Origin of the sequence: Bacillus cereus group sp. MG1 (assembly GCF_040460035.1) — a bacterium.
Classification (GTDB): Bacteria; Bacillota; Bacilli; order Bacillales; family Bacillaceae_G; genus Bacillus_A; species Bacillus_A cereus.
In genome coordinates this window covers 249,983-267,639 of record NZ_JARVGY010000003.1, presented here as the reverse complement: position 1 = coordinate 267,639, position 17,657 = coordinate 249,983, and the positions used below count along the sequence as shown (strand labels likewise).

The following is a 17,657-nucleotide window of genomic DNA, read 5'->3' as shown; positions in this document are numbered from 1 at the left end:
GGAGTGAGCTTAAGCTCACTCCTTTTTACAATAAATCTGCTGCTAGTTGAGCTAAATTAGATCGCTCCCCTTTAACAAACTTCACATGACCACTAATACGCTGTTCTTTAAACTTCTCTACAACATATGTTAAGCCATTATTATATTCATCTAAATATGGGTGATCAATTTGCTGAGGATCTCCCATCAATACAATCTTACTCTTTTCCCCTACCCTAGTTAATATCGTTTTCACTTCATGCTTTGTTAAATTTTGTGCTTCGTCAATGATAATGAACTGATCTGGAATACTTCTCCCGCGTATATAAGTAAGGGCTTCTACTTCAATCGAACCCATTCCAGCTAAAATAGCATCTAACTCTCCTGGCTTTTTCGTATTAAATAAATACTCTAGGTTATCAAAAATTGGCTGCATCCATGGTCTTAACTTTTCTTCTTTTTCTCCTGGTAAATAACCGATATCTTTTCCGACTGGAACAATTGGTCTTGCCACAAGTAATTTTTTATATAACCCTAAGTCTTCTGTTTGCATAAGTCCCGAAGCTAACGCAAGTAACGTTTTTCCTGTGCCGGCTTTCCCCGTTAACGTTACAAGCGGAATATCTTCACGAAGCAACAATTCTAATCCCATAATTTGCTGCACATTTCGTGGTCGTATCCCCCACACTTGTTCATTGTGAAAAATAAGTTTCTTTACCTTCTTACCTAAGTGATCCACAATGCCAAGAGCAGAACTAGAGCCCCCTAATGCATCTTTCATCACTACAAACTGATTTGGGTAAAAAGGATGATTCGCAATTTCAGATAGAGGCAATTCACCTTTCTCATAAAAATAATCCAATTGTTCTTTTGATATATATCCTTCTAAAAAGCCAGAATATATATTTTCTACTTCAATTACGCGATCACTTAAATAATCTTCAGCCTTCAAACCAATTGCATCAGCTTTTACCCTTACGAGCACATCTTTACTTACCAAAATAACAGACTTCCCGTCCTCTTTTTCCTGTTCTTCTAAAGATAGATTTTTTGCTACAGCTAAAATTCGATTATCATTTGTTTTTTCTACAAAAATATCTTGTAGTTGCACGAATGAACGATGGTTCAATTCAATACGAAATGTTCCGCCGTTTTCTAGCGGGATACTTTCATGCAGCTTTCCTATTTCACGAAATTTATCTATTAACTTAGATACATAACGAGCGTTTCGTCCTACTTCATCCATATAACGTTTTTTCGAATCAACCTCTTCTAATACAACTGCTGGAATCACTACTTCATTGGTTTCAAATGAAAAAATAGATAAAGGATCCTGCAAAAGTACATTCGTATCTAACACATAAATTTTATCCAACCTGTTACCCCCTGACTCCACTTTTAAATTTGTAGAACAAGGGTTTCATCCATACAATATGGACGAACCATTGTTATAATTATATGTACCGTGTAAACGAGGTAGAATCGAAAATCATAGTCATTAAACCTTTTATTTATTCTTTATTCATTTCTATTCAATATATTACTTTTTATTATAATTATTAACGTTAAATCACAATAACCGATTACAAAAGTGAATAAACGAATTTCCTATTTAGCATCTTTATAATTCTCTTATCCCTACTAACACTTCATTATCCAGCTTTTTCGCTGCCCGAAGATCATATGTTTTTTCATATGTTGGTTCAATTGCAAGTTTCGCTCCATAAAACATAACATCACGCACTTCTTGCACATTTACTTCTATTACAGTTAATTTTAGAGAAATACCTTCCATTCTATCTGTCAAAATTTCACCTGCACCACTTATAGAAAATACGGATTCATTCGCCATTATAGTCAATACCACACCTGTATTATGCCGTATATTTTCCACAATACGTGAACGTTGATCTACTGCAAATCGAATACTAGTTTTACTCACTGCATACACCCAAGAAATAGCACTTACGTTAGGAACTTGCTTTTCGAAATCTGTCGTTGCTATCATAACAATACACTCTTTACGCAACGTTTGTACTAAATCCTCTGTTAAGGTAGGCTCTACTACATTCGCCATATTTTCACCTCCAAACATACTTGGTATATCCTTATCATAACTTATTTTTTGAATTGCGAAAATATTATTTTTTCCCACTATTATTCAAAAACATTATACTTCCATGATATACTTATACTGATAGAATTCGTATTGAGGTGACGAAATGAGAGTCAAATGTATGATTTGTGATAAAAAAGATATGTTAGATGATGAAAATCCTATGGCAAAAAAACTGCGTAATCGCCCTATTCATACATATATGTGCATGGAATGTTCGGAACGAATTGCAGAGCGTACAATGGAACGTCATGCAAGTGGTAATTTCCGATTATATCGTGATAAAAAAATCGAAGATGATTGGTAAAATGTAAATAAGTCCTTACTCATATAGATAAGGACTTATTTATATTTTTCTGGTTCACGATTCATCTGATCCAAAAAACAATCAATGGCTTCTAACGGAAACCTTGCAGATTTCCGTTCTCCATTCATTTCATATGTAATTAAATACATTTCCTCGTTCTTTTCGACTTCAACATTTCTTAATTTATGTTCTTCATATATCATATTTTGAAATAACAAATATGTTTCTTTTGCAGCACTATCATCTGGGCGTGCTTCCGCAACTGTTTTAATTGTTAACCAATTATATAGTGCATCTTGTACTGAACGCATGAAAACTCCCCTTCCTTATCCTGCTTTTTGTTGTTTCGCTTGACGCAAACGCAATCTATAAATTCCAAGTACAATTGCCGCTACAACAAGTCCTTCTCCAACAGGTAAAAACACAGCAAAAAAGGTTAATACTGTGCATCCAATTGCTAATGATATGTATATCACAATATTTTTTAGTACAGACAACTTTCTAGCAAACCCTAAATTATAAACGAGAGCACTTAATATAATAATCGTCCCATAAAGTAACCACATTCCTAACTCTGGATTTTCATCTACCTTACACAATTTTGCAAAAAAAGACATCCTTTCTAACACACTCTTCCCCCCTAGCAGTAAAATGCAATTTTCTTTATACACTTAATACAAGAGTAACTCGCAAAAAAAATACTGTCCACAAAAATGAGTAAATATTCTAAAAAATAAACAAAATAAAAAAACAACGCCCTTTATAAAGGGCGTTGTTTTTTTATTTTTACGCTTCGACAGATTTCTTTTTCTTAGCAGCTCTTTCGCGCTCACTCTTATCAAGAATCTTTTTACGTAGACGAATTGATTCTGGAGTTACTTCACAGAACTCGTCATCGTTTAAGTACTCTAATGATTCTTCTAAAGTCATTAGGCGTGGTTTCTTCATTGTTGAAGTTTGATCTTTCGTCGCAGAACGAATGTTAGTTTGTTGTTTCATTTTCACAACGTTAACTGTTAAGTCATTCTCACGAGTGTGTTCTCCTACAATCATACCAGCATATACTTCTGTACCTGGTTCAACGAAGATTACACCACGGTCTTCAACTTGCATAATACCGTATTGTGATGCTTTTCCTGTTTCAAGTGAAACTAGAACACCTTGACGACGTCCACCAACTTGTCCAGCGTGTACTGGTTGGTAGCAATCGAATGTATGGTTTAAAATACCGTAACCACGAGTTAATGTTAAGAATTCTGTTGTGTAACCAATTAAACCACGTGCTGGAACCATGAAAGTAAGGCGAACTTGACCGTTTCCGTTATTCACCATATCTAACATTTCACCTTTACGTGCACCCATAGATTCCATAATAGAACCAGTGTATTCTTCAGGTACATCGATTTGTACACGCTCTACAGGCTCACATCTTACGCCATCAACTTCTTTAATGATTACTTCTGGCTTAGATACTTGTAATTCATAACCTTCACGACGCATGTTTTCAATTAAGATAGATAAATGTAGTTCCCCACGTCCAGATACGATCCACGCATCAGGAGAATCTGTATTATCTACACGTAAACTTACATCTGTTTCTAATTGTGAACGAAGACGCTCTTCAATTTTACGAGATGTAATGTATTTACCTTCACGACCTGCAAATGGGCTGTTATTTACAAGGAACGTCATTTGTAGTGTTGGCTCATCAATACGTAATAATGGTAACGCATCTTGATGTTCAACTGGACATACTGTTTCACCTACGTTAATGTCTTCCATACCAGAAACGGCTACTAAGTCCCCTGCTTTTGCTTCTTCAATTTCTTGACGTTTTAATCCCATGTAACCGAATAATTTCGTTACGCGGAATTGCTTCACACTTCCGTCTACTTTCATTAAAGCAACTTGTTGTCCAACCTTCATTGTACCGCGGAATACGCGACCAACTCCAATACGTCCAACGTAGTCGTTGTAATCAAGAAGTGCTACTTGGAATTGAAGTGGCTCTTCGCTGTTATCAATTGGTGCTGGAATATGTTCGATAATTGTATCGAATAATGATTTCATATTCTCTTCTTGATTTGCTGGGTTTGAATCTAAGCTTGCTGTTCCGTTCATTGCTGATGCAAATACAACTGGGAACTCTAATTGATCTTCGTTTGCACCAAGCTCAATGAATAAGTCGATTACTTCATCAACTACTTCATCTGGACGAGCGAAGTCACGGTCAATTTTGTTTACAACTACGATTGGAGTTAAGTTTTGCTCAAGAGCTTTCTTTAAAACAAATCGTGTTTGTGGCATACAACCTTCATATGCATCAACAACAAGTAAAACACCATCAACCATTTTCATGATACGTTCTACTTCTCCACCGAAGTCAGCGTGACCAGGTGTATCTAAAATGTTAATTCTTTTATCTTCATAGTGAATCGCTGTATTTTTCGCTAAAATTGTAATACCGCGTTCTCTTTCTAGATCATTTGAATCCATTGCGCGTTCTTCAACGTGTTCGTTCGCACGGAAAGTCCCCGCTTGACGTAATAACTGGTCAACAAGTGTTGTTTTACCATGGTCAACGTGGGCAATAATTGCTATATTACGTAAATCTTGTCGTTTTTTCAACATGTCCAACTCCTAATGTCTTTTTAATCCTTCTCTATTATAAGAGCGAAGGGGATACAATAGCAATTAAAATAAAAGCAAGAATGAAAATATAGTTGTATTCTTACTTTTGTGAAAGTAAAATGAGATTGGAGGGTGAAGAAATGGAACACATTCAATATCGCTTTTTATTAACTGCAATTATCGGTGTTATTTTCTTAATCGGTATCGGCATTATGATTGCTGAAAATAGTCCAATCGGTATTATTATTTGCATTATCGGCACATTTGTTACAGTTGGATACGGTTTTGTAACAAAAAGAAAAATGCGCAAATCACAATAACGCTAAAAAGTAAGAAGCTTATACACAGCCTCTTACTTTTTTTGTTGCTCTCATATAAACGATAACACTTCTTCATACACTCCTGGTTTTGCAACTAACACACTGCTCTTCTCTATGATAGAAAGTGGCGCTCCAGAGAATGTCGTCACCTTACCTCCAACTTCTTCTACAATTATCTTTCCTCCGCCAAAATCCCATGGTGATAATCTCGGCGTTACATATGCATCTATTCTTCCTGTTGCAACGTATACCATCTCTAACGCTGCACAGCCATATGATCTTGTGCCTCTTGCTTTCTTAACAAGTGCCATCATACTTTCCATATTAAGCAATGGATTATCTGTAAGCCATATCGCATTTAAAGCTACAATACCTTGCTCTACAGTTCCTTTTTTCAGTGTAGGAATTGATATATCATTACAAAAAGCTCCATATCCCTTGACTGCATGATATAGTTCATCATGCACTGGATCATATATAAGTCCAATCTTTCCGATACCGTTCTCATAAATCCCAATTGAAATCGCAAAATTTCTTTTTTGATGAACAAAGTTCATCGTGCCGTCAATTGGATCAATTAACCAAACAACCCCGTCAGAAGACGTTATCTCGTCTCCATAACCCTCTTCTCCTAAAATATTATGATTCGGGAATGTTTCTTTAATTTTCCCAATTAAAAACTGTTCTATCTCTCGGTCCATATTTGTAACTAAGTCAGCTGCATTTGATTTTGTTTCTATAATAAGTGCTTTTTTCATTGATGCCATTAAATGCTCTCCTGCATCCCGAATCCACCGTTTGGCGTGTGCATCAATGTCTTTCCATACTTCTTGCATGTTTAAACACTCCGATCTATACTGTTCACAGAAAAAACGAACCCTTTATAAGGTTCGCACCAACTAATTTTTTATACATATACTATTATTACGCTTCTAAACGAATCATTTCAAGTCTTAACACTTCTAACTTTTGTACACACTCTTCTTTTTTCTGTTTGTCATCTTCCATCATCGCATCATATAAAGTTGCTAATTCATAATCTAGCTCCAAACGTAGCACCGGTATTCTCTTTTCAGCATCTGTTCTCTTTAACGCATTAATCACCTGTCTCATATTATTTGCCTCCTCCCAATATTCGTCTGCCCTCGGACTAGAATTAATTAAATTTTCTGATTTTTTTGTTTTATACTATACTATGTTGGATAAATCATCTATGCAACAAAATTATATTTTTTTATTTAAATTTTTTTGTGCTGTTTTTTTTATGAATAGTACAAGCTATGCTAAAATAAAAGCAAAATAGGAGTTGGAGGAACAATCATGACAATACAAACATTCAAGTCAACTGATTTTGATGTCTTTACAGTTGATGGTCTCGAAGAACGAATGAGTGCAATTAAAACGAACATTCATCCTAAGCTAGAAGCTTTAGGGGAACAATTTGCAGAATACTTATCCAAACAAACTGATGAGAACTTTTTTTATCATGTTGCAAAACACGCACGCCGCAAAGTCAATCCACCAAACGATACTTGGGTTGCTTTTTCAACAAATAAACGAGGATATAAAATGCTACCGCATTTCCAAATCGGCTTATGGGGTACTCATGCCTTCATATACTTTGGTTTAATCTATGAGTGTCCACAAAAAGTTGAGACGGCTCATGCCTTCTTAGAACATTTAAATGATTTAAAAACAAATATTCCAAATGACTTCGTTTGGTCCATTGACCATACTAAACCAAGTGTGAAATTACATAAAACACTTGAAACCGAAGACTTACAAAAGATGATTGAACGATTAGCTACTGTAAAAAAAGCAGAATTATTAGTTGGTATTCATATATCACCAGAGGAGTTTTCAGCAATGACCAACGAACAATTCCTTGCTAAGATTGAATCTACGATGCAATCACTCCTTCCTTTATATGCACTGTGTAATCGATAGTAGAAAACGGACAATTTATATTGTCCGTTTTTAGTTGTTATCACATTATATCACTTCAGTTTTTATTTTTCAAAATATTTTTTTACATTTTTACGAGCTTTTGTTCTTCGACTTCTTTTGCCCTTTGAATAGCACGATATATAGAGTATCCACTTACTTCTTGAAATTCTTTATCAATTTTCTTTTCTTCTGCTTTCGATGGAACAATCTCTTTAAAACGACGATATAAACCCATTAACTCTTCTCTTATAATCCCTTTTTCATAAGCTTTCTCAATCGCTTCATAAAACTTAACAATTGTAACCATTTCCTCATTTGACCAATCATAATCTAACGGATATTGATATTCCATTTCGCACCTCATTTATCATTTCTTCTTGTTTCATTATGCTATCTTAAAGAGAATATTTTATTCTTCATTATAGCCACTCTGCATTATACACTATTTATTCATTTTAATGGAATTGTCTTCCTCTATTCATTAGTTGAGGCTAACTATTAAACATACTCACCTTAAAAACATTTTTTTCTATACATCTATAATTATTGGTGATATAATGCTTTTGTTTTATAGAAAATAAAGTGAAGCTACCATCTCAAAAACGATTTTTTGAATGGCAGAAAAACAAGCCTTATTCTAAAAAAGGCTACACTTTTTTAGAGCAGGATTATATAAAACAAATTACACTAAATATTATGAAGAAGAAGGGGTGTATAGATTGTCCCAATACGAAACACCATTGTTTACCGCTTTAGTTGAGCACAGTAAGCGAAATCCAATTCAATTCCATATTCCTGGTCATAAAAAAGGACAGGGCATGGATCCTACATTTCGCGAATTTATTGGGCATAATGCATTAGCAATTGATTTAATTAATATTGCGCCACTCGATGATTTACATCATCCAAAAGGTATGATTAAAGAAGCACAGGATTTAGCAGCCGCTGCATTCGGTGCAGATCATACTTTCTTTTCTATTCAAGGTACAAGTGGCGCTATTATGACAATGGTGATGAGCGTTTGCGGTCCTGGTGACAAAATCCTAGTACCACGAAACGTGCATAAATCAGTAATGTCAGCTATTATTTTCTCAGGTGCAAAACCGATTTTCATGCATCCTGAAATCGATCCGAAGCTCGGTATTTCTCATGGAATCACAATTCAATCTGTCAAAAAAGCACTGGAAGAGCACTCAGATGCAAAGGGCTTACTTGTTATTAACCCAACGTACTTTGGGTTTGCTGCAGACTTAGAACAGATTGTACAATTAGCACATTCTTATAACATCCCTGTACTAGTCGACGAGGCTCATGGTGTTCATATTCATTTTCACGATGAATTACCTATGTCAGCGATGCAAGCTGGTGCGGATATGGCAGCAACAAGTGTTCACAAATTAGGAGGCTCTTTAACTCAAAGTTCTATTCTTAATGTGAAAGAAGGCTTAGTGAATGTAAAGCATGTCCAATCTATTATTAGCATGCTTACAACTACATCAACTTCTTACATCTTGTTAGCATCCCTTGATGTTGCGAGAAAACGTCTTGCTACAGAAGGAACAGCACTCATAGAACAAACAATACAATTAGCTGAGCATGTTCGTGATGCTATAAATTCTATTGAGCATCTTTACTGTCCTGGAAAAGAAATGTTAGGTACAGATGCTACCTTTAACTATGATCCTACAAAGATAATTGTATCTGTAAAAGATTTAGGTATTACCGGCCACCAAGCTGAAGTATGGCTTAGAGAGCAATATAACATTGAAGTAGAACTCTCAGATCTATACAACATACTATGTCTTATCACTTTGGGAGATACAGAAAGTGATACAAATACACTTATTGCAGCTTTACACGATTTAGCAGCAACATTTAGAAATAGGGCAGATAAAGGTGTTCAAGTACAAGTAGAGATTCCAGAAATTCCAGTGCTAGCACTTTCTCCTCGAGATGCTTTTTATTCGGAAACAGAAGTCATCCCATTTGAAAATGCAGCGGGTCGTATTATAGCTGATTTTGTTATGGTTTATCCGCCAGGGATTCCAATCTTTACTCCGGGGGAAATTATTACACAAGAAAACTTAGAGTATATTCGGAAAAACTTAGAAGCAGGTTTACCTGTACAAGGTCCTGAAGATATGACATTACAAACATTACGTGTTATTAAAGAGTACAAGCCTATCAGTTGATAGGCTTTTTTTTCACCTTTTTTCCTTTTCTTCATACGATACTTAAGAATGTAACGTATAGGTGGGGATACTATTATGATTGTAATAGGCCGTTCTATTGTACATCCTTATATTACAAATGAATATGAGCCATTTGCAGCAGAGAAACAACAAATTTTATCAATAATGGCAGGAAATCAAGAAGTTTATTCCTTCCGAACAGCTGATGAACTCAGCTTTGATCTCAATTTACGAGTTAATATTATTATCTCTGCACTAGAGCTTTTTCAAAGTGGATTTCAGTTTCGCACATTTCAACAATCCTTTTGCAACCCCCAGTATTGGAAAAGAACATCCCTTGGAGGATTCGAGCTTCTTCCAAACATACCATCTTCTATTGCCATACAAGATATTTTTAAAAATGGAAAACTATATGGAACTGAATGCGCAACCGCTATGATCATTATTTTTTATAAAGCTTTACTATCATTGTATGAGGAAGAAACTTTCAATCGTCTATTTGCAAATCTTTTACTTTATACATGGGACTACGATCAAGATCTAAGGCTCATAACAAAAAACGGTGGCGATCTTGTTCCAGGTGACCTCGTTTACTTTAAAAACCCACAAGTGAATCCAGCTACGATTGAGTGGCAAGGAGAAAACACAATCTATTTAGGAAATTTCTTTTTTTACGGACATGGCGTGGGTGTAAAAACAAAAGAAGAAATTATTTATTCATTAAATGAACGAAGAGTCCCTTACGCTTTTATTTCAGCTTTCTTGACCGATACTATTACCCGTATCGATAGCCGTATAATGAGCCAATATGCTTCTTCTAGTACACCACAGACATCCATAAGCTTTATTCCAATTAGAGATGATGCAATCGTTGCAACAGTTGGTCATACAACTACAATTTATTAAAAAAGCGCCTACACATGTAGGCGCTTTTTCTTATTATTAAGCTTTTGTATGTTCTTTATGGTCACATTCGCAATGAGATCCACATTTCCCGTATAGTACTGTTGATTTTTCATCTTCAAAATGTCCAATTGTTCCTTCACATACTTGGCATACGATTGTTCCCATTTTCATTTCCCCCTGAGTTTTAATAGTAATCTATTTATTTATCATTAAGCTTTCGCATTATCTTTTCTAGCACAGTCACAATTTGTTCCACATTTTCCGTAAAGTACCGTCGTTTTCTCGTCTTCAAAATGTCCGATTGTTCCTTCACATACTTGGCATACGATTGTTCCCATTTTCATTTCCCCCTAAGTTTATGGTCCTAAAAACTTTTAGCTGTCCATTTCCTATCAATTATTGGGCTTTTGTATGCTCTGTGTGATCACATCCGCAAGATCCACATTTCCCGTAAAGTACCGTTACTTTCTCATCTTCGAAGTGTGCAATTGTACCTTCACAATCTTGACATACGATTGTTCCCATTTTTCATTTCCCCCTAAGTTGATAATCCCAAAAACTTTTTGTAACCGCTTAACTTTCTGTCTTTATTTTAATATGTTATACTTTTTACGTCAATAGGTTTTTAGTATAACACATTAAATATTTTTAATTTAAATTAGTATGCGATATTAAAATAAAAAAACAGCCATATTTATAAGTACGACTGTTTCACATTAATTATTCTTCATATTCCGCATGTAAAGAAGTTGACGGAACTAGAAATTTGAAAAACTGAGCTAACTCCTTTGCTTCCTCTTCTGATCCTAATTTAAAAATCTCCTGTATATATTGAACATTCTCTACATCATCTCGTCCGAGTAAAGTAGACCTTCCTGTTTGCATACAAACAATGAGCGGCTTTCCAAAAAACATATTTGTATAAATAACACCAAAATCATAACGTGTATCATGTGTCATAAACCCTAAAAATCGTACCTTCACACTTTCATGCTCATCATACAATTTTTCAAACATTGGTTTCCACCTTTCTACATCACGTTTCATTAATAGTATATTAAACAAAACATGTAATACTCCTTTTAATTGTCAAAAAATTCAGTAGGATGTAGAATGATAGTATTCTACTAAGCTAGGGGGAACTTATATGCAACACGCCTTTATTACGCTTGTACCGAAATCCAACCAACAATCAGTTTCAATAGATGATATAAAACAACTTTTTCATTATTATAAAACAGTTACTTCTAAAACTGGTGCCCAAATTAATTACACGTATACAAATACCGCTTTTCCTTATGAAATTTTAGATACATCTACAACAACATTAAAACTTCAATCCACTCACGACCGGTATGACTCAATTTATATTGGTGTTGGTATAGAAAATGAACAATCTTTCATCCAAGTTTCTTTACCACCTAATGCAACATTTGGTGACAAAGGGAAAGCAAATGAATTTTGCCGTTTTTTAGCGAAGAAATTAGAAGGAGAGTTACAATTATTTAATGGAAGAACAATGTATTTTTATAAACGCTAATTTAAAAAATAGATAATATGATTAAAAATAATATACAATTCGAACATGTAAGAAATAAAGCTTGCTTTCTTACGTGCAATACAAAATATGCTATTACATAGGCTAAATATAGAAATACGAAAAAAAGAATAACTTTATAATGAAACTTATCACCATTCGATAATGTTAATACAGTGGAAAAGCCACTCCATAGTAGTAAATGATAAAATATAACATGTAATATTTTCATGGAACCTTCTCCTTTGACATGCTCTATTTTATTAATATATGGGGGTAAGTTTGAATCAATTACATATTATAGGATGATATATATTACCTTCGAAGTAAGTTAAGCCTGAATCATTTGTTAAAGTATTATATATTCATTCGACAAGTACGTTTAAAGACCTTGCAAGTCATTTGATGAAAATAAAAATAGCCCCTCTCTTACAATAAGAGAAGGGCTATTTACATTACTTAAATTATTTTACAATGTGAATTGGCATTCCAAGAGCAACTTCAGCTGCTTCCATTGTGATTTCACCTAATGTTGGGTGAGCATGGATTGTTTGAGCGATATCTTCAGCTGTCATTCCAGCTTCGATAGCTAAACCAATCTCAGAAATAATATCAGAAGCACCTGCACCTGCAACTTGAGCACCTACAAGAAGACCATCTTCTTTACGTGTTACAAGTTGTAGGAAACCGTCAGTGCTGTTTAATGATAATGCACGACCGTTAGCAGCGAATGGGAACTTAGATACAGTTACAGTCATTCCAGCTTCTTCAGCTTGTTTTTTAGTGTAACCAACAGATGCTAGTTCTGGATCAGTGAAGCATACTGCAGGAATTCCGATGTAATCGATAGCTGATGCATGGCCACTAATTGCTTCTACAGCTACTTTACCTTCGTAAGAAGCTTTGTGAGCTAATGGTGGTCCAGGAACGATATCACCGATTGCATAGATGTTTGGTACATTTGTACGACATTGCTCATCGATTTCGATGATGCCGCGGTCAGTCATTTTAACTCCAACTTGCTCAAGACCGATTTCTTGAGTGTTTGGACGACGACCTACAGTTACTAATACGTAATCTGCTTCTACAGTTTGGATTTCACCTTTAACTTCAAAGCTAACTTTTACGCCAGTTTCTGTTTCTTCAACGCCTTTAGCCATAGCTTTTGTATGGATATTTACGTTACCTTTTTTCTGTAGAGCACGTTTAACAACAGAGCTCATAGCTTTTTCGAAACCAGCTAAGATTTCGTCGCCAGCTTCTACTACAGTAACTTCTGTACCGAAGTTAGCATATGCAGTACCTAATTCCATACCGATGTAACCGCCGCCGATTACAACAAGTTTTTTAGGAATTTCAGGTAAGCTTAAAGCACCTGTAGAGTTGATAACACGTTTAGAGTATTTGAATCCTGGAATTTCGATTGGTGTAGAACCAGTTGCAAGAACAGCATTTTTAAACGTATAAGTTTGAGCTGCATCTTCAGTCATAACGCGTAATGTATTAGCATCTACGAAGTAAGCTTCACCGCGAATGATTTCAACTTTGTTACCTTTAAGAAGGCCTTCAACACCGCCAGTTAATTTCTTAACTACGCCGTTTTTCCATTCTTGAACTTTTGTAAAGTCAACTTTTACGTTTTCTGCAGTAATACCCATGTCATCAGAATGCATTGCATTCTCATAACGATGACCTGCATTGATTAACGCTTTTGAAGGAATACATCCAACGTTTAAGCATACGCCACCAAGGTTAGCTTTTTCAATGATTGCTACCTTTTGACCTAATTGTGCTGCACGAATTGCCGCAACGTATCCACCAGGACCTGCACCAACAACGACTGTATCTAATTCAATTGGGAAATCTCCTACTACCATTGTTATTACGCCTCCATTACTAATAATTGTGGGTCATTCAATAGACGTTTAATTTGGTTTAACGCTTTTTGAGCAGTTGCACCGTCAATTAAACGATGGTCAAAGCTTAGAGATAATGCTAATACTGGAGCTGCAACGATCTCACCGTTTTTCACAACTGGTTTTTCAGCGATACGGCCGATACCAAGGATTGCTACTTCTGGGTGGTTGATAACTGGAGTGAACCATTGTCCACCTGCAGAACCAATGTTTGTAATTGTGCAAGAAGCACCTTTCATTTCAGCTGGAGCTAGACGACCTTCACGTGCTTTACCAGCAAGATCATTGATCTCGTTAGAGATTGTGAAGATAGACTTACGATCTGTATCTTTAACAACTGGTACTAATAGACCTTTGTCTGTATCAGCTGCGATACCGATGTTGAAGTAATGTTTATGAACTACTTCTTGAGATGCATCGTCTAAAGAAGTGTTTAACATTGGGTATTCACGTAATGCAGATGTTAAAGCTTTAACAACGTACGGAAGGTAAGTTAATTTAATACCTTTGTCAGCTGCTACTGCTTTGAACTTCTTACGGTGAGCAACAAGTTCTGTTACATCTACTTCGTCCATTAATGTTACGTGAGGAGCTGTGTGTTTAGAGTTAACCATTGCTTTCGCAATCGCTTTACGGATACCACTCATTTTCTCACGAGTTTCTGGATATTCACCAGCTGGGATTGGTTGTGCTTTTGGTGCTTCTTCTTTCGCTGCTGCTGGAGTAGCTTCTACTGCTGCTGGAGCCTCAGTTGCTGCTACAGTTTGTCCACCATTTGCAAATGCATCGATGTCAGCTTTTACGATACGGCCATTCTTACCAGTACCAGCTACTTTATGAATGTCTACACCTTTTTCACGAGCGTATTTACGAACAGATGGCATAGCAATTACGCGCTCATTTACTACTTCTGCAGTTGCTGCTGGAGTAGCTTCCGCTGCTGGAGCTTCTACTGCTGCTTCTTCAGCTTTTGGAGCTTCATCATGATCGTCACCTTTAAATTTAAGGTTTTCGTATCCAGGAGCATCAAATTTAATTAATGTATCTCCTACGATTGCAACTGTTCCTTCTTCTACAAGTACTTCAAGTACTTTACCTTTAACAGGAGAAGGGATTTCTACTACTGCTTTATCATTTTGTACTTCAAGAAGTACATCGTCTTCGTTTACTTCATCGCCTGGTTTAATAAACCATTTTACGATTTCACCTTCGTGGATACCTTCACCGATATCTGGTAGTTTAAATTCAAATGCCACGGAATTCAGCCCCCTGATTCATTTCATTATTATGGAATATGTACAAAAGAAACCAGCATGTGCTGATTTCTTTTGCACATGAAAAGCTAAAAATTAGAAGTTCATTACTTTGTTTACAGCTTCAACAATATCTTTGTGGTTTGGTAACCATACGCTCTCTGCTTGAGAGAATGGGAATACTGTATCAGCAGCTGCAACACGTACAACTGGAGCTTCTAAGTTTAAGATTGCACGGTCGTTAATTTCCGCTACAACGTTAGCTGCAATACCAGCTTGTTTTTGAGCTTCTTGAACTACAACTACGCGACCTGTTTTTTCAACAGAAGCGATGATTGTTTCGATATCTAATGGTTGAACTGTACGTAAGTCAACAACCTCTAAAGAGATACCTTCTTTTTCAAGTTCTTCAGCAGCTTTTAATGCAGCGTGAACCATAGCACCGTAAGCGATAACAGATACATCTGTACCTTCACGTTTGATATCAGCTTTACCTAAATCAATTGTGTAATCACCTTCTGGTACCTCTTGACGGAATGAACGGTACAATTTCATATGCTCTAAGTAGATAACTGGATCGTTGTCACGAATCGCAGAGATTAAAAGACCTTTAGCATCGTATGGAGTAGATGGAATAACAACTTTTAGACCAGGTTGTTGAGCCACTAATCCTTCTAAGCTATCAGCATGTAGTTCAGGAGTATGAACACCACCACCGAATGGAGAACGAACTGTTACTGGAGCAGTCCAACGTCCACCAGAACGGTAACGCATACGAGCTAATTGACCAGAAATTGAATCCATTACTTCATAAACGAAACCGAAGAATTGGATTTCTGGAACTGGACGGAATCCTTCAAGTGCAAGACCAACTGCAAGTCCACCAATACCAGACTCTGCAAGTGGAGTATCCATTACACGATCTTCGCCAAATTCAGCTTGTAAACCTTCAGTAGCACGGAATACACCGCCGTTTACACCAACGTCTTCACCAAATACAAGTACGTTAGGGTCATTTTTCATTTCAACGCGTAAAGCATCAGTGATTGCTTGAATCATTGTCATTTGAGCCATGGCTTACTTCGACTCCTTTTCTTTGTAGATTTCATATTGTTCAGCTAAGTTGTAAGGCATTTTTTCGTACATGATTTCCATTAAATCAGTTACTTTTTGTTTTGGAGCTTGGTCAGCCTTAGCAATTGCTTGTTTGATATCTTCTTTTGCTTCTTCGATTACTGTCTCTTCAACTTCTTGAGACCATAGGCCTTTAGCTTCTAAGAACTTACGGAAGCGTACGATTGGGTCTTTTTGTTCCCATTCGTTTTCGATATCTTTTGTACGGTAACGAGTTGGGTCATCACCAGCCATTGTATGTGGACCGTAACGGAATGTTAAAGTCTCGATTAAAGTAGGGCCTTCGCCATTTACTGCGCGCTCACGAGCAAAAGCAGTTGCTGCGTATACAGCTAATGGATCCATACCGTCTACTTGAATTCCGTAAATACCTGCTGCTACTGCTTTTTGTGCTACAGTTTTAGCTGCAGATTGCTTTTCTACTGGAGTAGAGATTGCATAACGGTTGTTTTGAACAACGAAGATTGCTGGAGCTTTGAATGCACCTGCAAAGTTCATACCTTCGTAGAAGTCACCTTGTGAAGCACCACCGTCACCAGTGTAAGTAATTGCAACAGATTTTTTACCACGTAGTTTCATACCTAACGCAACACCAGCAGTTTGGATGATTTGCGCACCGATAATAATCTGTGGAGCTAATGCATTTACATTCTCAGGCATTTGGTTACCCATGAAGTGTCCACGAGAGAATAAGAATGCTTGGTATAATGGTAATCCGTGCCATACTAATTGTGGTACATCACGGTATCCTGGTAAGATGAAGTCTTCTGCTTCAAGTGCGAAATGACTTGCTAATTGAGAAGCTTCTTGTCCAGCTGTAGGTGCGTAGAAACCTAAACGTCCTTGACGGTTTAAAGAAATAGAACGTTGATCTAATACGCGAGTATACACCATACGACGCATTAATTCTTTTAATTGATCATCAGATAATTCAGGCATAGCTGCTTCATTCACAACTTCACCGTTTTCATTTAAAATTTGTAATGTTTCAAATTGAGCTGCGATAGCTTTCATTTGCTCATCAACATTAAATAGGGTCTTTTTTGTTTTAGTACCCATTCCGTTCACCTCTTCCTCTCTTGAACCATATTCTGAAACGCTTTCACTGGCTATTTTCCAGTTTAAAAAGCGCAACGATGTAAACCAACATGTTTGTATGTCGGTTGATAATAATTTTGTGTACCTAACAATCTGTACTAATGTTTTTTCAGAAACATATTAATACAATCTTGATCACGTTTTTTAGTTTACAACTATTCTAATTACGATGTCAATTACTTTGAATACGTTTTTTTATAAATAATATGCAGGTTTCTACTACACAAACGTGTTTTTATTTTTTACATCTGTATTAGTAAGCATTGACCTACTGTTATATTATTCCCTTTTTCACTTATTTTTTCTCTTAGAATAATATGT

At 36.1% G+C, this 17,657-nt stretch carries 23 protein-coding genes; 6 read left to right on the top strand and 17 right to left on the bottom strand.

Annotated features, from left to right (window positions below; genetic code table 11):
* Positions 1-25 precede the first annotated feature (25 nt).
* Both QCI79_RS31340 and QCI79_RS31335 read right to left on the bottom strand, forming a co-directional pair.
* Complete coding sequence (locus QCI79_RS31340; protein WP_000358083.1) at positions 26-1,354, bottom strand: PhoH family protein; 1,329 nt, start codon at positions 1,352-1,354, stop codon at positions 26-28.
* 246 nt (positions 1,355-1,600) lie between these two features.
* Entirely contained in the window at positions 1,601-2,056 is a 456-nt protein-coding gene (locus QCI79_RS31335; RefSeq protein WP_000024597.1) for a pyridoxamine 5'-phosphate oxidase family protein, read from the bottom strand.
* Between the two features lie 145 nt (positions 2,057-2,201).
* Here QCI79_RS31335 and QCI79_RS31330 point away from each other — a divergent pair, with 145 nt between their 5' ends.
* Entirely contained in the window at positions 2,202-2,402 is a 201-nt protein-coding gene (locus QCI79_RS31330; protein WP_002082250.1) for a YlaI family protein, read from the top strand.
* A 35-nt stretch (positions 2,403-2,437) separates the two neighbouring features.
* Here QCI79_RS31330 and QCI79_RS31325 read toward each other — a convergent pair whose 3' ends face one another.
* The 3 genes from QCI79_RS31325 to typA all read right to left on the bottom strand — a co-directional run bounded on the left by QCI79_RS31325 (position 2,438) and on the right by typA (position 5,033).
* Entirely contained in the window at positions 2,438-2,713 is a 276-nt protein-coding gene (locus QCI79_RS31325; protein ID WP_001258147.1) for a hypothetical protein, read from the bottom strand.
* Between the two features lie 15 nt (positions 2,714-2,728).
* Positions 2,729-3,031: a YlaH-like family protein gene (locus QCI79_RS31320; protein ID WP_000893662.1), complete on the bottom strand. Its 303-nt coding sequence runs from the start codon at positions 3,029-3,031 to the stop codon at positions 2,729-2,731.
* A gap of 157 nt (positions 3,032-3,188) precedes the next feature.
* Positions 3,189-5,033, bottom strand: a complete 1,845-nt coding sequence (gene typA, locus QCI79_RS31315; protein WP_000914762.1) for a translational GTPase TypA — start codon at positions 5,031-5,033, stop codon at positions 3,189-3,191.
* A 140-nt stretch (positions 5,034-5,173) separates the two neighbouring features.
* Here typA and QCI79_RS31310 point away from each other — a divergent pair, with 140 nt between their 5' ends.
* Positions 5,174-5,353, top strand: coding sequence for a DUF5325 family protein (locus QCI79_RS31310; RefSeq protein ID WP_000400127.1), 180 nt, complete (start codon positions 5,174-5,176; stop codon positions 5,351-5,353).
* 50 nt (positions 5,354-5,403) lie between these two features.
* On the opposite strand, the gene QCI79_RS31305 is transcribed toward QCI79_RS31310, so the two are convergent.
* Together QCI79_RS31305 and QCI79_RS31300 are read right to left on the bottom strand one after the other, a co-directional pair.
* Entirely contained in the window at positions 5,404-6,189 is a 786-nt protein-coding gene (locus QCI79_RS31305; protein WP_001158705.1) for an inositol monophosphatase family protein, read from the bottom strand.
* A gap of 88 nt (positions 6,190-6,277) precedes the next feature.
* Positions 6,278-6,466, bottom strand: a complete 189-nt coding sequence (locus tag QCI79_RS31300) for a hypothetical protein (protein ID WP_001250164.1) — start codon at positions 6,464-6,466, stop codon at positions 6,278-6,280.
* A 207-nt stretch (positions 6,467-6,673) separates the two neighbouring features.
* Between QCI79_RS31300 and QCI79_RS31295 the strand changes: the two genes are divergently transcribed.
* Positions 6,674-7,300 (top strand): YktB family protein, encoded by a 627-nt coding sequence (locus QCI79_RS31295; protein ID WP_000155317.1) that lies wholly within the window; start codon positions 6,674-6,676, stop codon positions 7,298-7,300.
* Positions 7,301-7,382: 82 nt separating this feature from the next.
* Here the strand turns inward: QCI79_RS31295 and QCI79_RS31290 are convergent, their stop codons facing one another.
* The gene (locus tag QCI79_RS31290) at positions 7,383-7,652 is read right to left on the bottom strand and encodes a UPF0223 family protein (RefSeq protein ID WP_000456552.1); all 270 of its coding nucleotides are present in this window, start codon (positions 7,650-7,652) and stop codon (positions 7,383-7,385) included.
* Positions 7,653-8,019: 367 nt separating this feature from the next.
* On the opposite strand from QCI79_RS31290, the gene speA reads away from it, so the two are divergent.
* Both speA and QCI79_RS31280 read left to right on the top strand, forming a co-directional pair.
* On the top strand, positions 8,020-9,492 hold the full coding sequence (speA, locus tag QCI79_RS31285) for an arginine decarboxylase (protein WP_000084904.1): 1,473 nt from the start codon (positions 8,020-8,022) through the stop codon (positions 9,490-9,492).
* A 75-nt stretch (positions 9,493-9,567) separates the two neighbouring features.
* Positions 9,568-10,398 (top strand): protein-glutamine gamma-glutamyltransferase, encoded by an 831-nt coding sequence (locus tag QCI79_RS31280; RefSeq protein WP_000635342.1) that lies wholly within the window; start codon positions 9,568-9,570, stop codon positions 10,396-10,398.
* 36 nt (positions 10,399-10,434) lie between these two features.
* Here the strand turns inward: QCI79_RS31280 and QCI79_RS31275 are convergent, their stop codons facing one another.
* From QCI79_RS31275 to QCI79_RS31260, 4 genes are all read right to left on the bottom strand, one after another.
* A complete protein-coding gene (locus QCI79_RS31275) occupies positions 10,435-10,563 on the bottom strand; it encodes a GapA-binding peptide SR1P (protein ID WP_000536796.1) in 129 nt (42 codons plus the stop codon).
* Between the two features lie 44 nt (positions 10,564-10,607).
* The gene (locus tag QCI79_RS31270; protein ID WP_000536803.1) at positions 10,608-10,736 is read right to left on the bottom strand and encodes a GapA-binding peptide SR1P; all 129 of its coding nucleotides are present in this window, start codon (positions 10,734-10,736) and stop codon (positions 10,608-10,610) included.
* A 58-nt stretch (positions 10,737-10,794) separates the two neighbouring features.
* Entirely contained in the window at positions 10,795-10,923 is a 129-nt protein-coding gene (locus QCI79_RS31265; protein WP_000536778.1) for a GapA-binding peptide SR1P, read from the bottom strand.
* 195 nt (positions 10,924-11,118) lie between these two features.
* Complete coding sequence (locus QCI79_RS31260; protein ID WP_000462038.1) at positions 11,119-11,415, bottom strand: DUF3055 domain-containing protein; 297 nt, start codon at positions 11,413-11,415, stop codon at positions 11,119-11,121.
* Between the two features lie 130 nt (positions 11,416-11,545).
* Between QCI79_RS31260 and QCI79_RS31255 the strand changes: the two genes are divergently transcribed.
* Positions 11,546-11,938 carry a DUF1885 family protein gene (locus QCI79_RS31255; RefSeq protein ID WP_001163302.1) on the top strand — a complete coding sequence of 131 codons (393 nt, stop codon included), beginning with the start codon at positions 11,546-11,548 and terminating at the stop codon, positions 11,936-11,938.
* 1 nt (position 11,939) lies between these two features.
* Here QCI79_RS31255 and QCI79_RS31250 read toward each other — a convergent pair whose 3' ends face one another.
* The 5 genes from QCI79_RS31250 to pdhA form a co-directional block, all read right to left on the bottom strand.
* The gene (locus QCI79_RS31250; protein WP_000697469.1) at positions 11,940-12,167 is read right to left on the bottom strand and encodes a hypothetical protein; all 228 of its coding nucleotides are present in this window, start codon (positions 12,165-12,167) and stop codon (positions 11,940-11,942) included.
* Between the two features lie 232 nt (positions 12,168-12,399).
* Positions 12,400-13,812, bottom strand: a complete 1,413-nt coding sequence (lpdA, locus tag QCI79_RS31245) for a dihydrolipoyl dehydrogenase (RefSeq protein WP_000260104.1) — start codon at positions 13,810-13,812, stop codon at positions 12,400-12,402.
* A 5-nt stretch (positions 13,813-13,817) separates the two neighbouring features.
* On the bottom strand, positions 13,818-15,107 hold the full coding sequence (pdhC, locus tag QCI79_RS31240) for a pyruvate dehydrogenase complex dihydrolipoyllysine-residue acetyltransferase (protein ID WP_000863419.1): 1,290 nt from the start codon (positions 15,105-15,107) through the stop codon (positions 13,818-13,820).
* 93 nt (positions 15,108-15,200) lie between these two features.
* A complete protein-coding gene (gene pdhB / locus QCI79_RS31235; protein WP_000068168.1) occupies positions 15,201-16,178 on the bottom strand; it encodes a pyruvate dehydrogenase complex E1 component subunit beta in 978 nt (325 codons plus the stop codon).
* 3 nt (positions 16,179-16,181) lie between these two features.
* Positions 16,182-17,297 (bottom strand): pyruvate dehydrogenase E1 component subunit alpha, encoded by a 1,116-nt coding sequence (gene pdhA / locus QCI79_RS31230; RefSeq protein WP_000536895.1) that lies wholly within the window; start codon positions 17,295-17,297, stop codon positions 16,182-16,184.
* Positions 17,298-17,657 lie beyond the last annotated feature (360 nt).